Origin of the sequence: Cryocola sp. 340MFSha3.1 (genome assembly GCF_000383315.1) — a bacterium.
In the GTDB taxonomy this organism is placed as follows: domain Bacteria; phylum Actinomycetota; class Actinomycetes; order Actinomycetales; family Microbacteriaceae; genus Leifsonia.
The window spans coordinates 476215-494576 of the sequence record NZ_KB911087.1; the positions used below are offsets into that span (position 1 = coordinate 476215).

An 18362-nucleotide genomic window follows, 5' to 3' on the forward strand; every position below is an offset into this window, starting at 1 on the left:
AAACCGATGAAGTCCCGTCGCCGCGCCGTCCCGGCCGTCCTGCTCGCGGGCGCCGCCCTGCTCCTCGCGGGCTGTGCGCCCACCGTCTCCCTCGACCCCGCGGCGAACAGCAACGCGCCCGGCTGTGCCGAGATCAGTGTGCGCCTGCCCGACTCGGTCGCCGACAAGGCGAAACGCGAGACGGATGCGCAGGCGACCGGTGCATGGGGCGATCCGGCGGTCGTTCTCCTGCGCTGTGGCGTCCCGCCGATCGGGCCGACCACCAAGCCGTGCGTGAACGTCAACGGCGTCGACTGGGTGCTCATGACGGACCCGGCCGCCAAGACGATCGTTTACCAGACCTTCGGCCGCGTGCCGGCAACGGAGGTCATCATCGACCACGTGTCGGGAGTGTCCGACTCGTCGGTGCTGCCAGAATTCGCAAGCGCCGTCTCCACCGTCAAGCAGACGCAGAAGTGCCTGTCGACGCTCGACACCGACCCGACGGCGACGCCGAGCCCCTGACGCTGGACCCTTACCCCTGACGGCTGACCCGCGTCAGGCCGCGCGGGCGATGGCGACCTGGATGAGCTCGTCGATCAGTGCCGGATAGCTCAGCCCGGACTCCTGCCAGCAACGCGGGAACATCGAGATCGGGGTGAAGCCGGGCATGGTGTTGATCTCGTTGATGACGAAGCCGTCGGCCGTCAGGAAGAAGTCGACGCGCGCGAGACCCTCCCCGCCGATGGCGTCGAAGCCCCGGATGGCGAGCTCGCGCATCTCCGCCAGCTGCGCGTCCGTGAGATCGGCCGGGCACACCAGGTCGATGCCGGGCGCATCCAGGTACTTCGCCGCGAAGTCGTAGAAGTCGCGTCCGCTGACGACGATCTCACCGGCGACCGACGCCCGGGCGGGCTCACCGGGCCGGCCGCCCAGGACGGCGATCTCGACCTCGCGGCCGGTGACCATCGACTCGATGAGCACGCGGTCGTCCTCCGCCAGCGCGATCTCCATCGCGGCGTCGAGCTCCGACCAGTCCTTCACCTTCGTCACGCCGACGCTCGAACCCGCGCGGGCGGGCTTCACGAAGGCCGGGAGCCCCAGCCCCCGCGTGGCATCGCGCACGGCGCCCGCATCGGTGTTCCACTCGTAGGCGCTGACCGTCACCCACGGCGCCACGGGGATGTCGGCCTGCTGCAGCACGGTCTTGGTGAAATGCTTGTCCATCCCCAGGGCGCTGGCGAGCACGCCGCTGCCGACGTACGGAAGGCCGACGAGCTCCAGCATCCCCTGCAGGGTGCCGTCCTCGCCCCACGGGCCGTGCAGGATCGGGAACACGATGTCCACGTCGCCGAGGGACGAGCGGACGCCGTCGCGGTCGACGACCGTCAGCTCCCGGGTGGCAACGCTGTCCGGCCACAGGATGCGCGAGCCGTTGTCTTCGACCTCGGGCAGCTTCTCGGCGTTCAGCGCGAAAAGCGTTGCGTCGTCCGGCTGCAGCGTGAAAGCTCCGTCATGCGTGATCCCGATCGGGATGACGTCGTACCTGTCGCGGTCGATCGCCTCAAGGACGCCGGCCGCCGTCGCGCAGCTGATCGAATGCTCGCTTGAGCGACCCCCAAACAGAAGTGCGACCGCGACCTTGTCCGTCATCCGTTGTCCTTTCGCCTTGCGGCTCGTCCGAATCCGTCGTGAGATGCGGTGCGATGTCTTTCGGATCGAGCGTACCGGCGAGCACCTGGCTCACCTGTCGCACGATCGGCATTTCCACCCCGCGGGCCTCGGCGAGGTGCAGGATGGGCGCGACGGAGGCGAGACCCTCCGCCGTCTGGTTCATCTGCTTCACGACGTCGTGGAAGCCGTAGCCCTGGCCCAGCAGCCGGCCGGCGGTGTTGTTGCGGCTCAGCGGCGACTCGCACGTCGCGATGAGGTCGCCGAGGCCGGCGAGGCCGGACAGCGTCTCGGCCTTCGCGCCGTACGCCACGGCGAAGTCGGTCATCTCGACCAGGCCGCGCGTGATGATCGAGGCCTTGGTGTTCTCGCCGTAGCCGACGCCGTCGACGATGCCGATCGCCACGGCGATCAGGTTCTTCAGGACGCCCCCGAACTCCGTGCCGATGACGTCGGTGTTCACGAAGCTCCGGAAGTAGCGGTTGGTCGCCGCGATGGCGACCGCCTGCGCGGTCTCGAGGCTCGCGGACGAGACGACGGCCGCTGTGGGCTGTTCGCGCGCGATCTCCAGCGCCAGGTTCGGGCCGGAGGCCACCGCGATCCGTTCCAGCTCGATCGGAAGGCCCTGCGCGATGACCTCGCTCATCCGCAGCCCGGTGCCCTTCTCGACGCCCTTCATCAGGCTGACGACGACCGTCTCCGGTCCGAGGAACGGGATCATCGCCTCGAGGTTGGAGCGGAGGGTCTGGCTCGGGATGGAGACGAACACCTGCTCCGCTCCGCTCATCGCCTCGCCGAGCCGGCTGGTGGCGCGGAGGTTGCGCGGGAGGTTGATGCCCTCGAGGTAGTCGCTGTTGCGCTTCACCTCGTTGATCTCACGGGCGAGCTCCGGCCGTCGCGCCCACAGCACGACATCGGATCCGCCGTCGGCGAGGATCTTCGCGAACGTGGTGCCCCAGCTGCCGGCGCCGAGGACGGCGATGCGGCGGGGACGCGCGATGGGAGCCTTCACTGCTTTAGCCATCGAAGCGGCCGGTCTCCTTCTGGTTGTGCTGCGACGGGTCCCAGCGTTCGGCGGGAGCCTTCTCGCCGCGCAGGTCTTCGAGCAGAGCGGTGATCGCATCCATGATGACCGCTGTCGCCTCGGTGAGGGTGGAGTTGTCGAGGGGTCTGCCGCGGAACGCCGACAGGTCCACCGGGTCGCCCACCTTGACGTCGATCGTCTTGCGCGGGAACCAGCTGATCTTCTTCGCGTAGCGCGCCATCACCTGCTGGGTTCCCCAGTGCGCGATCGGGATGACCGGGAGGTCATGCTCGAGAGCCATGCGGGCAGCCCCGGTCTTGCCGCGCATCGGCCACATGTCCGGGTCGCGGCTGAGCGAGCCCTCGGGATAGATGACGACGATCCTGCCCTCGTCGGCGATCTTCTGCGCCGCCTCGAGCGGAGCCGAGCCGCGTGCGCTGCCTCCGCGCGACACCGGGACCTGGCCCGACCGCCGCAGGAACCAGCCCAGGACCGGAACGTGGAACAGGCTCTCCTTCGCGAGGAACCGCGGCAAGCGCCCCAGTTTCCAGGCGACCATGCCGATCATGACCGGGTCGATCTCGCTGTAGTGGTTGGGCGTCAGGATGAACGCCCCCGTGCGCGGGAACTTGTCGCCGTCGACGATCCGGAAGCGGGCGAGCAGGCTCCCGATCGGCACGATGAGGCCGGCGAGCACCCAGAACACCGACGGTCTGCTCTTCTCCGAGCGCTGCTTCTTCACGGGCATAGCGGTTTCTGGCACCGTCCCATTATCGGTGACCGGGCATCCCGCACCGAGCATGCCGCACGGCGCCCCGTCATGCCGACACGGGCACGGGCCGGACGTCGAGCGCCGGGATCCCCACGAAATCGGCCGGATTGCAGGTGTGGAGCGGAAGTTCGCGCGAGATCGCCGTGGCGGCGATGAGCGCGTCGAAGGCGCGGGCCGACGGCTTGCGCCCCGCTTCCCGGAACGACTGCGCCACGCGGGCGAACGCCCGCGCCGCCGCCGCATCGAAGGGGATCGGGTCGAAGTCGGCCTCCGCCAGCTGCAGATGCGCCTGCCGAGCCGCCCGCTCCTCCTCCGAGCGTGCGACGAGCGGCCCGACGGAGAGCTCGGCCAGGGTCACCGCGCTGATCGAGGGGATGTCGGGCAGCGCCTCCGGATCCGCTCGCGCCAGCAGGATCAGGGTGGACGTGTCGAGGAGCCCCGGACGCATCACCATCGCTGGTCGACCATCTCGTCGATGTCGGCCCGGAGCGCGGCCGGGTCGATGGCGGGAAGGCTGCGCCGGCTCTCGACGAGCACCGACAGCGCCCTGCGGGGCACGGCCAGGGGCGACAGCTCGGCGACGGGCGCGCCGTCTCGTGTAATGGTCACGTGCTCGCCGCGGGCGACTCGGTCGAGGATGTCCCCGCCGTGGTTTCGTAGATCTCTCACGCTGACAGTCTCCATGAGGGGACTGTATCACGGGTGATACAGGAGGGGATCTGTGGATAACCTCGCGGGATCAGCCTTCGAGGACGAAGTCGGCGCCGAGGAGTTGGAGCTTCGTGATGAAGTTCTCGTATCCGCGGCTGATGATGCCGACGTTGCTCACGGTCGAGCGGCCCTCGGCGGTCAGAGCTGCAATCAGGTGGCTGAATCCACCGCGAAGGTCCGGGACCTCGATGTCGGCGCCCTTCAGCTCCACCGGGCCCATGATGACGGCCGAGTGGTTGAAGTTGCGCTGACCGAAGCGGCACGGGTGGCCGCCGAGGCACTCCTTGTGGACCTGGATCTTCGCGCCCATGTCGATGAGCGCGTCGACGAAGCCGAAACGCTGCTCGTACACGGTCTCGTGGACGATCGACACGCCGGACGCCTTGGTGAGCGCCACGACGAGCGGCTGCTGCCAGTCCGTCATGAAGCCGGGGTGCACGTCCGTCTCGATGACGACCGGCTTGAGCTCGCCGCCCGGGTGGTAGAAGCGGATGCCGTCGTCGTGGATCTCGAAGGCGCCGCCGACCTTGCGGAAGACGTTGAGGAAGGTGAGCATCTCGGGCTGGCGTGCGCCGCCGACGAAGATGTCGCCGCCGGTCGCGAGCGCGGCCGCAGCCCAGCTCGCGGCCTCGTTGCGGTCGAACAGCGAGGTGTGGGTGTAACCGGAGAGCGAGTCGACGCCCTCGATGCGGATGACGCGGTCGGTGTCGACCGAGATCACGGCGCCCATCTTCTGGAGCACGTTGATGAGATCCATGATCTCCGGCTCGATGGCCGCGCCCTTGAGCTCGGTGATGCCGTCGGCCCGCACGGCGGTGAGGAGCACCTGCTCCGTCGCGCCGACGCTCGGGTACGGGAGCTCCAGCTTGGCGCCGTGAAGGCCGTTCGGGGCCGTCATGCGGATGCCGCTGGGAAGCTTGTCGACGACCGCGCCGAACTTCCGCAGCACCTCCAGGTGGTAGTCGATCGGCCGGTCGCCGATGCGGCAGCCGCCGAGGTCGGGGATGAACGCTTCGCCCAGGCGGTGCAGCAGCGGGCCGCAGAACAGGATCGGGATGCGGCTGGAGCCGGCGTGCGCGTCGATGTCGGCCATGTGCGCCGACTCGACCGCGCTGGGGTCGAGCAGCAGCTCGCCCTCTTCGGCGCCGTCGGTCACCTTCACGCCGTGCACCTCGAGCAGCCCGCGGACGACGCGGACATCGGAGATGTCCGGGACGTTGCGGAGGACGCTCGGGCTCTCGCCGAGGATCGCCGCGACCATGGCCTTCGTGACGAAGTTCTTGGCGCCGCGCACCTCGATGCGGCCCTCGAGGGGCCGGCCGCCGTTGATCGTGATGCGATCGCCCTTGAGGCCCACGCGTGCTCCTGCTGCCTGTGCGTCCTGAAGAAGAGATGTCAAAGTTTCACCGGGAGGGTCGTGGGCCGCCAGCTTGCGCGGCCCGATTCGTATTCGGAGATTCGCGCCTCGTCGCGCAGGGTGAGGGCGATGTCGTCCAGCCCTTCGAGCAAACGCCAGCGAGTGTAGTCGTCGATGTCGAAAGACACCTGGACCTCACCGACGGTCGCAGTCTTGGCAACCAGATCAACCGTCGCCGCTATTCCCGGCTGGGCCTCGATCGCCTCCCACAGCCGCTCGGCGTCCTCCTCCGTGATGATGCCGGTGAGAAGCCCCTGCTTGCCCGCGTTCCCGCGGAAGATGTCGGCGAACCGCGGGCTCAGCACGACCCGGAAACCGAAGTCGCGAAGCGCCCAGACGGCATGTTCGCGTGACGAACCCGTGCCGAAATCGGGCCCGGCGACGAGCACGGTCGCGCCCTGGTACTCCGGTCGGTTGAGGATGAAGTCCGGGTCCTGGCGCCAGGCGTAGAACAGGGCGTCCTCGAAGCCGGTCTTGGTGACGCGCTTGAGGAACACCGCCGGGATGATCTGGTCGGTGTCGACGTCGGAGCGCCGGAACGGGACGGCCGTTCCGGTGACGGTCTCGAACTTCTCCATCAGGCGCCCACCTTCTCTCCGATTCGCGTGCTGGTGCCGCCATCGCGCGGCGTGTCGCCGCCTTCGGCCTCGAGGTCCCAGGGGCTCGAAAGTGTTCCGCGGATCGCCGTGGCCGCCGCGACGAGCGGCGAGACCAGATGCGTGCGGCCGCCCTTGCCCTGCCGGCCCTCGAAGTTGCGGTTGGAGGTGGACGCGCAGCGCTCCCCCGGAGCCAGCTGGTCCGGGTTCATGCCGAGGCACATGGAGCAGCCCGCGAAACGCCACTCGCCGCCGAACTCCTCGACGATCTTGTCGATCCCCTCGGCCTCGGCCTCGATGCGCACGCGCGCCGAGCCGGGGACGACCATGACGCGCACGCCGTCCGCCTTCTTCCTGCCCTTGATGATGGAGGCGAAGGCGCGGAGGTCCTCGATCCGGCTGTTCGTGCAGGAGCCCATGAACACCGCATCCACCGGGATGCTCTTCATCGGAGTGCCCGGCTGCAGGTCCATGTACTCCAGCGCGCGCTCGGCAGCGGCCCGCGCGTTGGGGTCGGCGATCGCGGCCGGGTCCGGGACGGCCTGGCTGAGCGAGACGCCCTGGCCCGGGTTGGTGCCCCAGGTGACGAACGGCTCGATCTCGTCGGCGTCGAGGTACACCTCGGCATCGAAGACCGCGTCGTCGTCGGTCTGGAGCGTCTTCCAGTAGGCGACGGCCTCATCCCAGTCGGCACCCTCCGGAGCGTGAGGACGCCCCTTCAGGTAGGCGAACGTGGTCTCGTCGGGGGCGACCATGCCGGCGCGCGCACCCGCCTCGATGGACATGTTGCAGATCGTCATCCGCCCCTCCATGGAGAGCGAACGGATGGCGCTGCCGCGGTACTCGAGCACGTAACCCTGGCCGCCGCCGGTGCCGATCTTGGCGATGACGGCGAGGATGACGTCCTTCGCGGTCACGCCGGGGCGCAGCTCGCCCTCGACGGTGATGGCCATGGTCTTGAACGGCTTCAGCGGGAGCGTCTGAGTGGCGAGCACGTGCTCGACCTCGCTCGTGCCGATGCCGAACGCCATGGCGCCGAACGCACCGTGGGTGGAGGTGTGCGAGTCGCCGCAGACGACGGTGATGCCCGGCATGGTGAGGCCGAGCTGCGGGCCGACGACGTGCACGATGCCCTGCTCGACGTCGCCCAGCGAGTGGAGGCGGATGCCGAACTCCTCGGCGTTGCGGCGCAGCGTCTCGATCTGGGTGCGGCTGGTCAGGTCGGCGATGGGCTTGTCGATGCCGATCGTCGGGGTGTTGTGGTCTTCGGTCGCGATGGTGAGGTCGGGGCGGCGGACCGGCCGGCCGGCCATGCGCAGGCCGTCGAAAGCCTGCGGGCTGGTGACTTCGTGCACCAGGTGCAGGTCGATGTAGATGAGGTCGGGCGAGCCCTCCTCGCCTTTGGCGACCAGGTGGTCGTTCCAGACCTTCTCGGCCAGTGTCAGTGGCCCGGTGGGGTTGCTCATGCTCTTACGAACTCCTTAGCGTGTGAACGGATCAGCCGTCGACGGACTCCGCGGCGAGAGTGGCCTGAGACTAGGACTCGCCGCGGCGGCTAAGGAGGAGAAGACCCGCGTACACGTTTGACAGGGTATCACCCGATCGCGGGCGGGCCTCTGTCAGGCGAGCTCCGCGCGGATGCTGAGGTCGCCGAGAAGCAGCTCCGCCCCGTCGGGCACGGCGGCGGGCTCTCCTGGCTCGGCGCGGGTTCCGTCGACGACGACTCCGTTGGTCGAATAGAGGTCGGTGACGGTCAGCGTGTCGCCGTCGACGACGAGCAGCGCGTGCGTCTTGGAGACCGTCGATGTGGGGTCGTCGAGGGCGATCGGCTCGGCGTCGCCGGCGTGCGCGCCTCGGGACGGATTGCGGCCCAGGAGCACGGCCCGGGTCAGCGGGACGGCGCGGCCACCGGGCAGGAGGAGCCGCCAGACGGGGCGCGCGGGCGCCGTGGGCCCGTTCGGCCCGGTCGGCGGGGTGAAGGCCGGAAGTGCCCGGCCGGGAGCGACCGCCTCGATCCGTTCGGCGGCGGGCGCGGGCGTCGGCTCAGATGGACGTGACGGGATGAGGCCCGGTGGCGGAACGATGAACCCGCGGTCGTCCATGCCGCCCACTATACGGAAACCGGGCGGCCGGTCGAGGGGTCTGCGGCGCGCGCCCGCCTCACGCGCGGCGGGCGCGCCGGTAGCGGAACGCCGCGAGCCGCGAGCGGAGCGGGCCGGCCGCCTTCGTGGCACGGGTCAGGGCCTCGTCGGCTGTCGTCCATGCGTGCTGGACGCGCTCTTCCGCGACGACGCTGCCGTCGAACACCGCGGCGTCGACGTGCCGGGCGAGGTCGCGCAGGCCGCCGTCGGGAACGGGGAGGTCTTGGGCTGCGGACTGCTCCTCCAGTGCTGCGGCCGCCTGGAGCCGGGTCGCGCGGTCCGGGACGGCGAGCCCGAGCTCGGCGTATCCGTCGGTCAGCTCATCCCAGGCGCCGGCCGCGCGCCGGTCGGGAGGTCCGGCGCCCTCGCGCTTCCGCCGTCGCCGGCGTTTGAGGCCGGCGATGATCAGCAGGGGGATGAAGTACGCCAGAAGCGGGATACCGATGACACCGAGCACCACCCACGCCCAGACGGGCAGGCGGAACGCTGACGCCTTATCCTTCGGGTCGTTGTCTTTCGTCTTGACGGGCGTCAAGAGGTCTTCGGCGCGCGGGTCGGCGGGCGGCGGCTGCCGGACCTGGGGTTGCGGCTCGAGCTTCGGCTTCGTGGTCTGGTTCTTCGGCGCATCCGTCTTGGTCGGCGTCGGGAAGAACGGGACCCATCCGACGCCCTCGAAGGCGACCTCGTCCCAGGCGGTCACATCGTCGCCGGTGACCGTGGTGGTGCTGCCGGAGACCTTCGGTGCGAAGCCCATCACGACGCGGGTCGGATAGCCCAGCCGACGGGCCATGAGCGCGAAGGCGCTGGCGTACTGCTCCTGGTCGCCGACCATCGGCGATTTGGACAGCAGGTCGGTCATGCGGTCGGCGCCCTGTCCGGCGCGCGACGGCACCGGGTCGGACGCGCGCCCGTGGCTGAGGTAGCCGAGCGACTTGAGCGACCGCTCGATGTTGCGCAGCTTCTGGATGGCCGTGTCGGCCGATCCCGCGTACTCCTCGGCCTTGGCGGACACGACGTCGGGCACGTTGGTGACCGACGGAAGCGTGAGTTTCGCCGGCGGGACCTTCGCGAGAGCGCGATCGTTCGGGATCTTCTGCGCCGTCGCCCGGACCGTGTAGTCGAGGCCGTTGCGCACGCCGCTCGTGACGGCCGCCGTTCCCGTCGCGGTGTTGACGCGCACCGTGGACGTCGGATCTTGCCCGGTGTGCGCGTCGAACGTGAGCGTGTTCGTGTAACCGAGAGTCGGCAGCCACACGTCCGAGTAGCCGAGCACGTCGATGGCAGCCGTCGACGAGGCGCCGGGCGTGAACAGCGGTGGTCGCGGGATGGTGCTGCCGAGCAGTTCGAATGCTCCGGACGCGTCGCTGTCGCTCCCCGGCGACGCGACGGACCAGACGATGCCGTCGTAGCTGTCCATGGTGGCGAGCCGGATCACCTGGCCCTGTTTGAGTCCGGTCACCGTGAAGAGCTTGGTCTTCTGCAGCTCCTTCGTGTACTTCCGGAAGCCGGCGAGCGGGCTCGGGTAGTCGAGCGGGTCGAACGGCGGCGTGATCTCGTCGCGCACGACGAACCGCGACGCGGCGGGTGGTGCGAGAACCGACCCGGCCAGCGCACCGACGAGCACCGCACCGAGCACCACCGCGGCTCCGCCGAGCAGGCGGCTGCGTCGGACTCCCGAGTCGGTCTCCACCCGGTCGCGGGCGAAGCGCGCCCGGCGCCAGGCCAGCCAGACGAGGGCGACCCCGGCGAACAGGACGCCGCGCACCCCGGCGAAGAACGCATCCCGCGTACCGAGCAGGATGGCCGCGAGCAGGAGGAGGGCCGGCCCGGCGAGCAGCACGGCCGCCCGCCCCGCCGACGGACGCCGCGCGCGCGGCAGCCAGCGCACGGCGAGGGTCACGGAGACCAGGGAGACCAGCCACCCGGCGACGTAGGGAACCACCGCGACGTAGGGAGGCGCTTCGAGCGGCGCCTGGAGGGTCACCGCGTCGGACCAGCCGAACACGGCGCCGATGACCAGCCCGGACAGACTGTCGAGCGATGGCAGCACCCCGTACAGCGCCTCGCCGGGAAGCGCGAGCGGTGTGCCGAACAGGAAGTAGGCGGCCAGTGCGATAACGGTCGTCAGCGGCCACGACAGTCGCAGCAGCCGGCCGAGCAGCGCGACTCCCCCGCCGACCACGATGCCGCCGATGGCGGCCTGAGCGAAGGCGTAGTGCCCGAACGCCGGCTCGAATCCGGCGACAGCGAGCAGGCTGAGGCCGGTGAGGACGGCGACGTCTATCCATGTCGTCCGGGGCAGCGAGTCGAACAGCGGGGTCGTCGCGGGTGCCGGTCGCGCGTCCCGCCGACGGCCCGAGCCGGTGCCCGTCGCCGCGCTCATCGGCCGGCCCGCTTCAGCAGGGACGGCAACTCGGGCAGAGCGGAGACGGTGATCAGCATCGAGCGCCCGAGCCGGGTGAGGCGCGGCTCGGCGGACTCGTCGACGCGGATCACGATGGTCTCGGTGTCGGCCGACCACAGGGCGGACGCGCCGCGCAGTTCCGCTGCGTCGACCTGCGAGCCGACCACCGTGACCGCCAGGCTCGGCGCGGGCAGCCTCAGGGTCGCCTGGCGCAGGAACTCGCGCAGGGTCGGGTGCACCCCATCCACCGATTGGATGCGGCAGGAGTCGTCGAGCAGAGCCGTCGGCGTCTCGACGCGCATCGGCCCGCGTTGCCACAGCGCGCGGATCTCGGTCTCCTCGCGGATGACCTGGCAGCCGACCGAGGCGAGGACGGAGACGCCCAGTTCGAACTCATCGTCGGAGGCGAAGTGCGAGCGTTCAGCATCGAACGCCAGAAGCAGCTGCGAGCGGCGGGTCTCCTGATACTGGCGGACCATCAGCTGCCCCGTGCGGGCAGAGGTACGCCAGTGCACGTTGCGGATGTCGTCGCCCGGCTCGTACGTCCGCAGCGCGTGGAACGCGAGGTCGCTGTCGGTGATGACCTTGGTGGTCTGCCCCTCGAGGTCACGGACGAGGCCGCGGGCGGTCGCGGCGAGCCGCACCGTCTTCGGATGGACGAACAGCTCGATCTGCTCGGTCCACTGGTTCGTTCGTCGCAGCAGACCCAGTTGGTCGCCACGCACGGACAGCGCTGGACCGGCCAGGATGAGCGCGCGCCGCTCGGTGGGGACGGCGAAGAGCTCCTCCGTCTCGGCCCCGGGGGCGAGTCGCGGGATCGTGAAGTCGGCCTGTCCCTCCCCGACGGGCAGCTCCATCCGTGTCGGCAGCACTGGCCGGGTTCCGCTGTTGGCGACGGTCAGCCGCCCGAGGGCGCGCCCGCCGGCGACGACACGCCGCGGGTTCAACTCGATTCCGACGCGGTACGTCGAGCGGCCGAAGACGAAGGCGGCCGCGATCACGAAGGCGGCGAGCAGCGTTGCGGCGATGTAGACGAACTCAGCCCACCCGAGCCAGACGGCCAGGGCGATCGACACCGCGGCGCTGGCGAGAACGATCCAGCCGAGGGTGCTGACCACGCCGACCACCGGCGCGATTCGACGACCGACGGCGCGCCCGAACGGTGCGACCCGCGAGGTCACCGCTCCGGCCGCGCGCGCGACCGCTCCCCCGACGAGCTCCGCCGCGATGCGCGCCTGGTCGGCGCCGGGCGCGCGACGACGCCGTCCGCGAGCGGGGCTGTCGGTGGTCATGGCTGCAGGATCCTGTCGGGTCGGCGTCAGAAGGGAGCGGCGGCAGCTCAGGCCGCGCGGTAGGCGGGCGGGGTGGCCGAGGCGACGGCCCGCTCGACGATGTCGGCCGCGCGCACCCCGGCGAACTCGGACTCGGGGTCGACGATGACGCGGTGCGCGAGCACCGGCTGGGCGAGATCGCGGATGTCGTCCGGTGTCACGAACGTGCGGCCGGCCGAGATCGCCCACGTCTTCGCCGCACGCGCCAGCGCCAGGGCGCCGCGGATGCTCACGCCGAGCGCAGCATCCTTATCGTCGCGCGTAGCGGTGACGATCTCGCTGAGGTATCCCATGACGCTGGCGTCGGTGTGCACTTCGGACGCCAGCTGGGCGAGCGTGGTGACGGAATCGGACGCGATGATCGGACGCACGGCCGACGCGCGCGACCGGTTGGAGGAGTCGAGCAGCAGGTCGACGGTCGTCGCGTGGTCCGGGTAGCCGAGCGAGGTCTTGATCAGGAAGCGGTCGAGCTGCGCCTCGGGGAGCGAGTACGTTCCGGCCTGCTCCACCGGGTTCTGCGTCGCGATCACGATGAACGGCGCGCCGACCGAATGGCCGACGCCGTCCACCGTCACGACGCCCTCTTCCATCACCTCGAGCAGTGCGGACTGCGTCTTGGGGCTCGCCCGGTTGATCTCATCCGCGAGCACCACCGACGCGAAGATCGGGCCGGGATGGAACTCGAACCGGCCGCTGGACTGGTCGTAGATCGTGACGCCTGTGACGTCGGACGGCAGCAGGTCCGGAGTGAACTGGATGCGCGACTGCGTGCCCTCGACCGTGTTGGCGAGCGCCTTGGCGAGCACCGTCTTGCCGGTGCCCGGCACGTCTTCAAGCAGCACGTGGCCGCCGGAGAGCATGGCCGTGATCACCAGGCGGATGCTGTGCTCCTTGCCGAGGATCGCCTTGTCGACGTTCGCCACCAATTGCGCGAACGCCCCGGCGAACCAGTCCGCCTGCTCCTGTGTCACTGCCACTGCTGCATCTCCTTACTTGGACCAGTCCTGAACACTGCTCTGCACGCCGTTCACGACCACATATGCGCCCGGGTAGCCGCACCACGGGTCGAGGTCGCTCCCCGGGTTGCCCCGGTAGTGGCCGTACCCGTTGCCATCGGTCGAGATGGACTTGTTGGACAACGTCCCTCCATTGCAGTGCACCTGCATGGAGAACGATCGATTCGCCGGGAAATTGTGGAGAGTCACGTCGTACGTGTAGCTGTGGACGAAACCGGGCTTCAGGTCGCCCTTGCTCAGATCGATCGACGGCGAGGGCGGCGGCGGATCCTTGACCTCGACGCTGTTGGAGGTCGCGTGCGGTCCATCCTTGCCGCCCGCGTTCGACGCGTAGATCTCGAAGGAGTACGTTCCCGCGCCCTTGTTGTTCGCCTTCGCGCTCGTGCCCGTCGTGGTCTGCCACGAGCCGCCATTGAGTCGATAGTGGTAGGTCGCCTGGCCACCACCCGTGCCATTCGGGTCCGAGAGCGCGTTCCAGCTCATGGTCAGGTCGCTCGGGGCGTTCCCGCTGCTCTTGATCGAGACGCCGCCCACCTTCGTCGGCGTGCCGTACGGGGTGACCGGCGTGCTCCCGGCGGACCGTTCGCTCCATCCGTCCGCGTTCTGCGCCCGCACGGTGAACGAGTACGACTTGCCGTTCGTCAGCCCGCCGATGGTCACGTCCCCGACAGACGCCGTGTTCACCGTGTGCCCATTGCCGTCCGTCACCTCGTACTGCGTGATCGGCTTCCCGTTGTCCGCCGGCGCCTTGATCGAGACGGTCACCTTGCCGTCGCTCGCGCGCGGGTTGGATGGCGCGCTCGGCTTCGACGGGACGTCGTGGATGGTCACGCGCAGCTGCCCGATGGCCGACGCGGTGCGCTTCGGGTCCTTCGTCGCATCCTCGACGTGGTAGACCACGTTCACCGCACCGATCGCGGCCCCCGAGGACGCGCTGACGCTGATCGACGACCCCGTGTGCGTGACCGTCACCCCGGCCGGGGCGCTCTGCGCGGTCGCGTCAGTGATGGTCAGCGGCTGCCCGGGGAACGGGTTCACCCACTGGGCGTCGCTCGACGCGCCGTCGACCGTCGCGGTCTGTCCGCGCTTGACCTCAGCCGTCTGCGGCGGGTTCTTCTGCGTGGCGACCGGCCTGCTCGAGCTCACCACCTGCACGTTGACGGTTCCCGAGATCGTGTGCGTCCCCGAGCTGATCGTCACCGCGATCGTCGCCGTCTCCCCCGCCTGCACGCCCAGTGGCGCGGAGAGGGTCAGCGTGGACCCGCTCAGGCCCGACTGGATCTTCGGGTTGGACGACGTGCCGCCCGAGTACGTCAGCTTGTTGAGGATCTCGGGATTGGGGTGGAAGCTCGACGCCCGCAGGTCGACCGAGAGCGGTGCCTCCCCCGGCTCGATCTTCTCGCTGGGCGACGTGAACGTCGGCGCGACGTCGGACTGGTCCGGCTCGCCGACCGTGATCGGTAGGACCACCGTGGTGACGCGGTCCGAGCTCTGTCCGGCCTCTCGACCGTCGCTGACCTTGAAGGTGATGGCCGCGGGCCCCCGATACCCCTTGGCCGCCGTGAACGTGAGCGTCTGCTCGTCGCCGTATGACGATCCACCCGAACTGTTGGTGGCGCTGACGCCCGAAGCGCCCGTGAGCTTGTAGTCGCGCCCGGAGGGGACGGTGAGGATGTCGGACAGCTTCCAGCTCTTCGACCCGTCGGCCTGCACGATCTGCTGCGGCAGGCCGTCCTTGAGCCGCGGCGGTGCCGTGGCGTCGCCCTTCGGCGGAACCACGATGAACGCGGTCCCCTTCAGCCCGGTGACGGTATCGGTCAGCGTGTAGGCGATCGCGATCCGCTGCTCGCCGGGCTTCACCGTGATGGAGCCGTCCTGGCCCACCTCGGCAGCGGAGGCGTTCGGCCCGGTGACCTCGACCTTCAGGTCGTCGACCAGTCCTGACGGGTTGGTCGCGCCCTCGAGCGCGTTCACTTTGACGTTCTGCTTGTTCGCCACCTCGTCCGGCTCCAGGACGTGGTCCACGGCGGACGGCGGCACATCCTTCGCGTTCGGGGTCACCGTCACCTGGATGAACGCGCTGGCGACGCCGCCCTGCCCGTTGGTGATCTGGTAGCGGACGACGAACGAGCCCTCCTCCTTGGGCGCCGTGACGAGCACGATCTTGCCGTGCACGGATGCCTTGAGACCCTCGTCCACCTGCAGCAGCTTCTTCTGCAGGGCGATCGCGTACCCGTTCGGGTCGGAGTCGTTGTCGAGCACGGGAACGGCGATCGTCCGGCCGGGCTTCACCTGCACCGGATCGTTGACCGCGATCGGCGGCCGCACCTGGTCCGGGCGCGGGATGACGGCGATCGACACCGTGCCGGTGGCCGTCTTCCCGTAGGTGTCCTTCACCTGGTACGTGAAGGTGTCGGTGCCCGCGGAGTCCGGGTACGCCTGGTATGTGAACGAGCGGCTGGTGGAGTCGGAGATCCGCCCGAGGGTGGGCTGCGTCGCGAGCCCCGAGAGCGAGACGGAGTCGCCGTCCGGGTCGATGCCGTCGAGCGGCACCTCCACCGGCACCGACGAGCCCGCGAAGGCGCGGACGGTGAGCGGCTGCGGCTGCGGCGCACGGTCGGAGCCCTTGTCGGGGGCGCCGACGACGAAGGTGACGGTCGCCTGCGCCTTCTGGCCGTACTTGTCAGTGATCCCGTAGACCACGTTGTACTGGCCCGGCGTCGTCGGCGCCTGGTAGCGGACGGTCTCGCCGCTGACGAACGCGGTCGCGCCCTGACCGGCGCCGCTCGCGTCGCGCAGCTGCGTGTCGAGGGTGAACGGTGCGTTGTCCGGCGAGTAGTCGTTGTCCATGACGGGAACGGTCGCGACGTCGCCGGCGCGGACCGGCACCTGATCGTCGACGGCCACCGGCGGCTGGTGCTGCACGAGCGGCGGGACGGGCACGACGGTGATGCCGGCGGTCGCCTCGTTGATCCCATCCGAGACGACGTAGGACAGTTGCACCTGCTGGGTGAGGACGGTCGGCGCCGTGATCTTGACCACGGCGTTGTCGAGCACCTCCACGTTGAGGTCCTCCGCGCCCTTGCCGACCGACACCGAGCGCACGGCGAGCACCCGGCCGGACGGTGACACGTCGTTCTCGAGGACGGCGACGGACGTCGGTTCGCCGGGCCGGACGTACGCCTTGTCGGTGACGGCGATCGGCGGAGCCTCGCTCGCACCCTGCGGCGCGATGTCGACGCGCGCGAGTCCTGTCGTCGTCTTCGGCCCCGCCCCGAGCGTGTAGACGAGGTAGTACTCCCCCGGCGCGTTGCTGCGGACCGTGATCGTGCCGCGGGTGCTGTCCGCGGTGACCTGGGCGCCGCTGCCGCCATCGAGGCCGGCGCCGACCAGCGACAGGGGCTCACCCGACGGCGACTGGTCGTTGTCGAGGGGATGCAGCACGACCGGACGGCCGGTGAACCCATCGGCGAAGTCCGTCACGGCGACCGGGTCGAGCGTTCCGGCGGGCTTCACCGTCACGATCAGGCTGCCCGTGGCCGACGCGCGCCCGTCGGAGATGGTGACGCGCACCTCCTTGGAGCCCGCCTGACCCGTCTTGCTGGTGAAGGTGACGTCGCCGTTGGGCTTGAACCGCACGTCGTCCTCGGTGGTCGCGGACGCGGCGACCAGGCTCAGGTCGTCGCCGTCCGGGTCCGCCCAGTCGTTGAGTACGTTGTAAGTGGCCGACTGGCCGACCTCGGTCTGGGCGGTGCTCGACCGGGTGGAGGCGGGAGCCTCGTTCACGGCGGGCTGCTTGAGCGTGGCATCCACCTGGGCGGATGACGTTCCGCCGCGGCCGTCGTCGACCGAGTAGCGGAACGAGATCGTGCCGCTCAGCCCGTCCTTCGGCGTGAACTGGATGGCGCGGCCGCCCTCGACGAGCTGAAGCACGCCCTGATCCACAGGGATCGCCGAGACGTCCGAGATCGTCAGGACGTCGCCGTCCGGATCGGTGTCGTTCGTGAGCACGTGCAGCACCGTCGACCGCCCGGGGCGCACGCCGTAGGTGTCGTTCACGGCGATGGGCGGCCGGTTCTGGTCGGTCCGCTGCGCCAGAGTATCGGCGAAGGACTGCACGACCGGCTTCTCCTCGCCGGTCTCGCCCTGCACGGTGGTGTCGTTCGGCTTCAGCTGCGCCCAGTTCTGCACCAACCGCATGTTGGAGGAGACGACCCACGCGTTGCCGTCGCGCAGGTTGTTCAGCGCGATGACGCCGTGGTTGACCCGGAACTCGAGGTCGTCGCCCGCGACCGGCTGGTCGATGTCGATGCCGACCGGTTTCTTGCCGTCGCACGCGTAGAGGTAGCGGCCGGAGCCGGACCATGCGCCGTACGAGCAGGTCCCGAGACGCACGGGGGCCGACACCGCGTCGGCGCCGCCCTTGGAGGTCGCGCCGGCGGGGCTCGCGGTGACGGTCCCGCCGCCGAGCGGGACGCTGAGGAGGCTGTTCGCGGTCGCCACGACGGCGGCGTGGTCGTCTGGCCCGGGCTGCTGGAGCCTGAGACCCTTCGCGGGGAGGTCGACCGTGGTTCCGCCGCCGGTGATCATCCGGTTGCGCTGTGTGTCGAGCACGACCGCCTGGTCGCCGACGGCGCTCACCTGGAACGCGCCAGGCACCGCGAAGTCGCGGGTCTGCGGCTTCGCGCCCGGCCCGTCCACCGTGATCAGCCGCTTGCCCTTCGGCGCGACCACGAACGTCGTGCCCGACTTCGCGACGGCGAGCTTCGCGCCGGCTCCCGCCTTCACGACCGGCTTGGTCTTGGACTTGTCGAAGTCGAGACGGCCGGATGCATCCAGCACCCAGAGGTTGCCGTTCGGCGCCAGCACGGAGAGCGTCGTGCCGCCGTAGCCGACCTGCGAGTCCTCCGGAACCTGGATGCGCCCACCGAGCGAGACGAAGGCCGGGTCGATCTTGTCCACCGTGCCGTGCGGAAGGTCGGTGAGGAAGTACGCGGAGCCGTCCTGCAGGACGTCGAGGTCGGCGCTCGCGCCGGTGACGGCGGCATCCAGCTCGTCGATCTGATGGTTGAGCCGGCCGCCGAGCAGCTTCTCGCCGTTGGTGACCCAGACGTCGCGGGTGTCGAGCTCGACCGCGTTGACGGGGAAGCCCTTGTGGAGGACGGCGATCGTCAGCGGGACCCCGGCGACCACGGCGACTGCGGTGATGACGGCGGCGGTCTTCCGCTGCCGGAACCACGCACTCACTGAAACCAAGACTCTGCAATCCCTCGGGCCGGAAAACGCGTCTACGCTAACAC

Annotated in this window: 14 protein-coding genes; 1 reads left to right on the plus strand and 13 read right to left on the minus strand. The window is 69.8% G+C overall.

Going from position 1 to position 18362, the window contains the following annotated elements:
- Positions 1–6: 6 nt before the first annotated feature.
- A complete protein-coding gene (locus H284_RS0102280) occupies positions 7–504 on the plus strand; it encodes a DUF3515 family protein (RefSeq protein WP_018190657.1) in 498 nt (165 codons plus the stop codon).
- Between the two features lie 33 nt (positions 505–537).
- On the opposite strand, the gene H284_RS0102285 is transcribed toward H284_RS0102280, so the two are convergent.
- The 13 genes from H284_RS0102285 to H284_RS0102345 form a co-directional block, all read right to left on the minus strand.
- The gene (locus H284_RS0102285) at positions 538–1632 is read right to left on the minus strand and encodes a D-alanine--D-alanine ligase family protein (RefSeq protein ID WP_018190656.1); all 1095 of its coding nucleotides are present in this window, start codon (positions 1630–1632) and stop codon (positions 538–540) included.
- Positions 1544–2674: an NAD(P)H-dependent glycerol-3-phosphate dehydrogenase gene (locus H284_RS0102290; RefSeq protein ID WP_172823204.1), complete on the minus strand. Its 1131-nt coding sequence runs from the start codon at positions 2672–2674 to the stop codon at positions 1544–1546. The genes H284_RS0102285 and H284_RS0102290 overlap by 89 nt, the downstream gene beginning before the upstream one ends.
- Positions 2667–3422 (minus strand): lysophospholipid acyltransferase family protein, encoded by a 756-nt coding sequence (locus H284_RS0102295; protein ID WP_018190654.1) that lies wholly within the window; start codon positions 3420–3422, stop codon positions 2667–2669. The genes H284_RS0102290 and H284_RS0102295 overlap by 8 nt, the downstream gene beginning before the upstream one ends.
- Before the next feature lie 70 nt (positions 3423–3492).
- The gene (locus H284_RS0102300; RefSeq protein WP_018190653.1) at positions 3493–3900 is read right to left on the minus strand and encodes a type II toxin-antitoxin system VapC family toxin; all 408 of its coding nucleotides are present in this window, start codon (positions 3898–3900) and stop codon (positions 3493–3495) included.
- Positions 3894–4130 carry a type II toxin-antitoxin system Phd/YefM family antitoxin gene (locus tag H284_RS0102305; protein ID WP_026307139.1) on the minus strand — a complete coding sequence of 79 codons (237 nt, stop codon included), beginning with the start codon at positions 4128–4130 and terminating at the stop codon, positions 3894–3896. The genes H284_RS0102300 and H284_RS0102305 overlap by 7 nt, the downstream gene beginning before the upstream one ends.
- 55 nt (positions 4131–4185) lie before the next feature.
- On the minus strand, positions 4186–5556 hold the full coding sequence (gene murA, locus H284_RS0102310) for a UDP-N-acetylglucosamine 1-carboxyvinyltransferase (protein ID WP_166645316.1): 1371 nt from the start codon (positions 5554–5556) through the stop codon (positions 4186–4188).
- Positions 5553–6152 carry a 3-isopropylmalate dehydratase small subunit gene (gene leuD, locus H284_RS0102315; RefSeq protein WP_018190650.1) on the minus strand — a complete coding sequence of 200 codons (600 nt, stop codon included), beginning with the start codon at positions 6150–6152 and terminating at the stop codon, positions 5553–5555. Before leuD ends, murA begins: the two co-directional genes overlap by 4 nt.
- Complete coding sequence (gene leuC, locus H284_RS0102320) at positions 6152–7636, minus strand: 3-isopropylmalate dehydratase large subunit (protein ID WP_018190649.1); 1485 nt, start codon at positions 7634–7636, stop codon at positions 6152–6154. The genes leuD and leuC overlap by 1 nt, the downstream gene beginning before the upstream one ends.
- Before the next feature lie 153 nt (positions 7637–7789).
- Positions 7790–8272, minus strand: a complete 483-nt coding sequence (locus H284_RS0102325) for an FHA domain-containing protein (protein ID WP_018190648.1) — start codon at positions 8270–8272, stop codon at positions 7790–7792.
- A gap of 58 nt (positions 8273–8330) precedes the next feature.
- Positions 8331–10694 (minus strand): transglutaminase-like domain-containing protein, encoded by a 2364-nt coding sequence (locus tag H284_RS0102330; protein WP_018190647.1) that lies wholly within the window; start codon positions 10692–10694, stop codon positions 8331–8333.
- A complete protein-coding gene (locus H284_RS0102335) occupies positions 10691–12007 on the minus strand; it encodes a DUF58 domain-containing protein (RefSeq protein ID WP_018190646.1) in 1317 nt (438 codons plus the stop codon). Before H284_RS0102335 ends, H284_RS0102330 begins: the two co-directional genes overlap by 4 nt.
- Positions 12008–12054: 47 nt before the next feature.
- Complete coding sequence (locus H284_RS0102340) at positions 12055–13017, minus strand: AAA family ATPase (protein WP_020075011.1); 963 nt, start codon at positions 13015–13017, stop codon at positions 12055–12057.
- Positions 13018–13035: 18 nt separating this feature from the next.
- Positions 13036–18309, minus strand: a complete 5274-nt coding sequence (locus H284_RS0102345) for an Ig-like domain-containing protein (protein ID WP_020075012.1) — start codon at positions 18307–18309, stop codon at positions 13036–13038.
- Between the last annotated feature and the right edge of the window lie 53 nt (positions 18310–18362).

Excerpts from the sequence above, each read along its gene's own strand:
- H284_RS0102280 (WP_018190657.1), top strand. The coding sequence starts at position 7 with ATGAAGTCCCGTCGCCGCGCCGTCCCGGCCGTCCTGCTCGCGGGCGCC.
- H284_RS0102285 (WP_018190656.1), bottom strand. The coding sequence starts at position 1,632 with ATGACGGACAAGGTCGCGGTCGCACTTCTGTTTGGGGGTCGCTCAAGC.
- H284_RS0102290 (WP_172823204.1), bottom strand. The coding sequence starts at position 2,674 with ATGGCTAAAGCAGTGAAGGCTCCCATCGCGCGTCCCCGCCGCATCGCC.
- H284_RS0102295 (WP_018190654.1), bottom strand. The coding sequence starts at position 3,422 with ATGCCCGTGAAGAAGCAGCGCTCGGAGAAGAGCAGACCGTCGGTGTTC.
- H284_RS0102300 (WP_018190653.1), bottom strand. The coding sequence starts at position 3,900 with ATGGTGATGCGTCCGGGGCTCCTCGACACGTCCACCCTGATCCTGCTG.
- H284_RS0102305 (WP_026307139.1), bottom strand. The coding sequence starts at position 4,130 with ATGGAGACTGTCAGCGTGAGAGATCTACGAAACCACGGCGGGGACATC.
- leuD (WP_018190650.1), bottom strand. The coding sequence starts at position 6,152 with ATGGAGAAGTTCGAGACCGTCACCGGAACGGCCGTCCCGTTCCGGCGC.
- leuC (WP_018190649.1), bottom strand. The coding sequence starts at position 7,636 with ATGAGCAACCCCACCGGGCCACTGACACTGGCCGAGAAGGTCTGGAAC.
- H284_RS0102325 (WP_018190648.1), bottom strand. The coding sequence starts at position 8,272 with ATGGACGACCGCGGGTTCATCGTTCCGCCACCGGGCCTCATCCCGTCA.
- H284_RS0102330 (WP_018190647.1), bottom strand. The coding sequence starts at position 10,694 with ATGAGCGCGGCGACGGGCACCGGCTCGGGCCGTCGGCGGGACGCGCGA.
- H284_RS0102335 (WP_018190646.1), bottom strand. The coding sequence starts at position 12,007 with ATGACCACCGACAGCCCCGCTCGCGGACGGCGTCGTCGCGCGCCCGGC.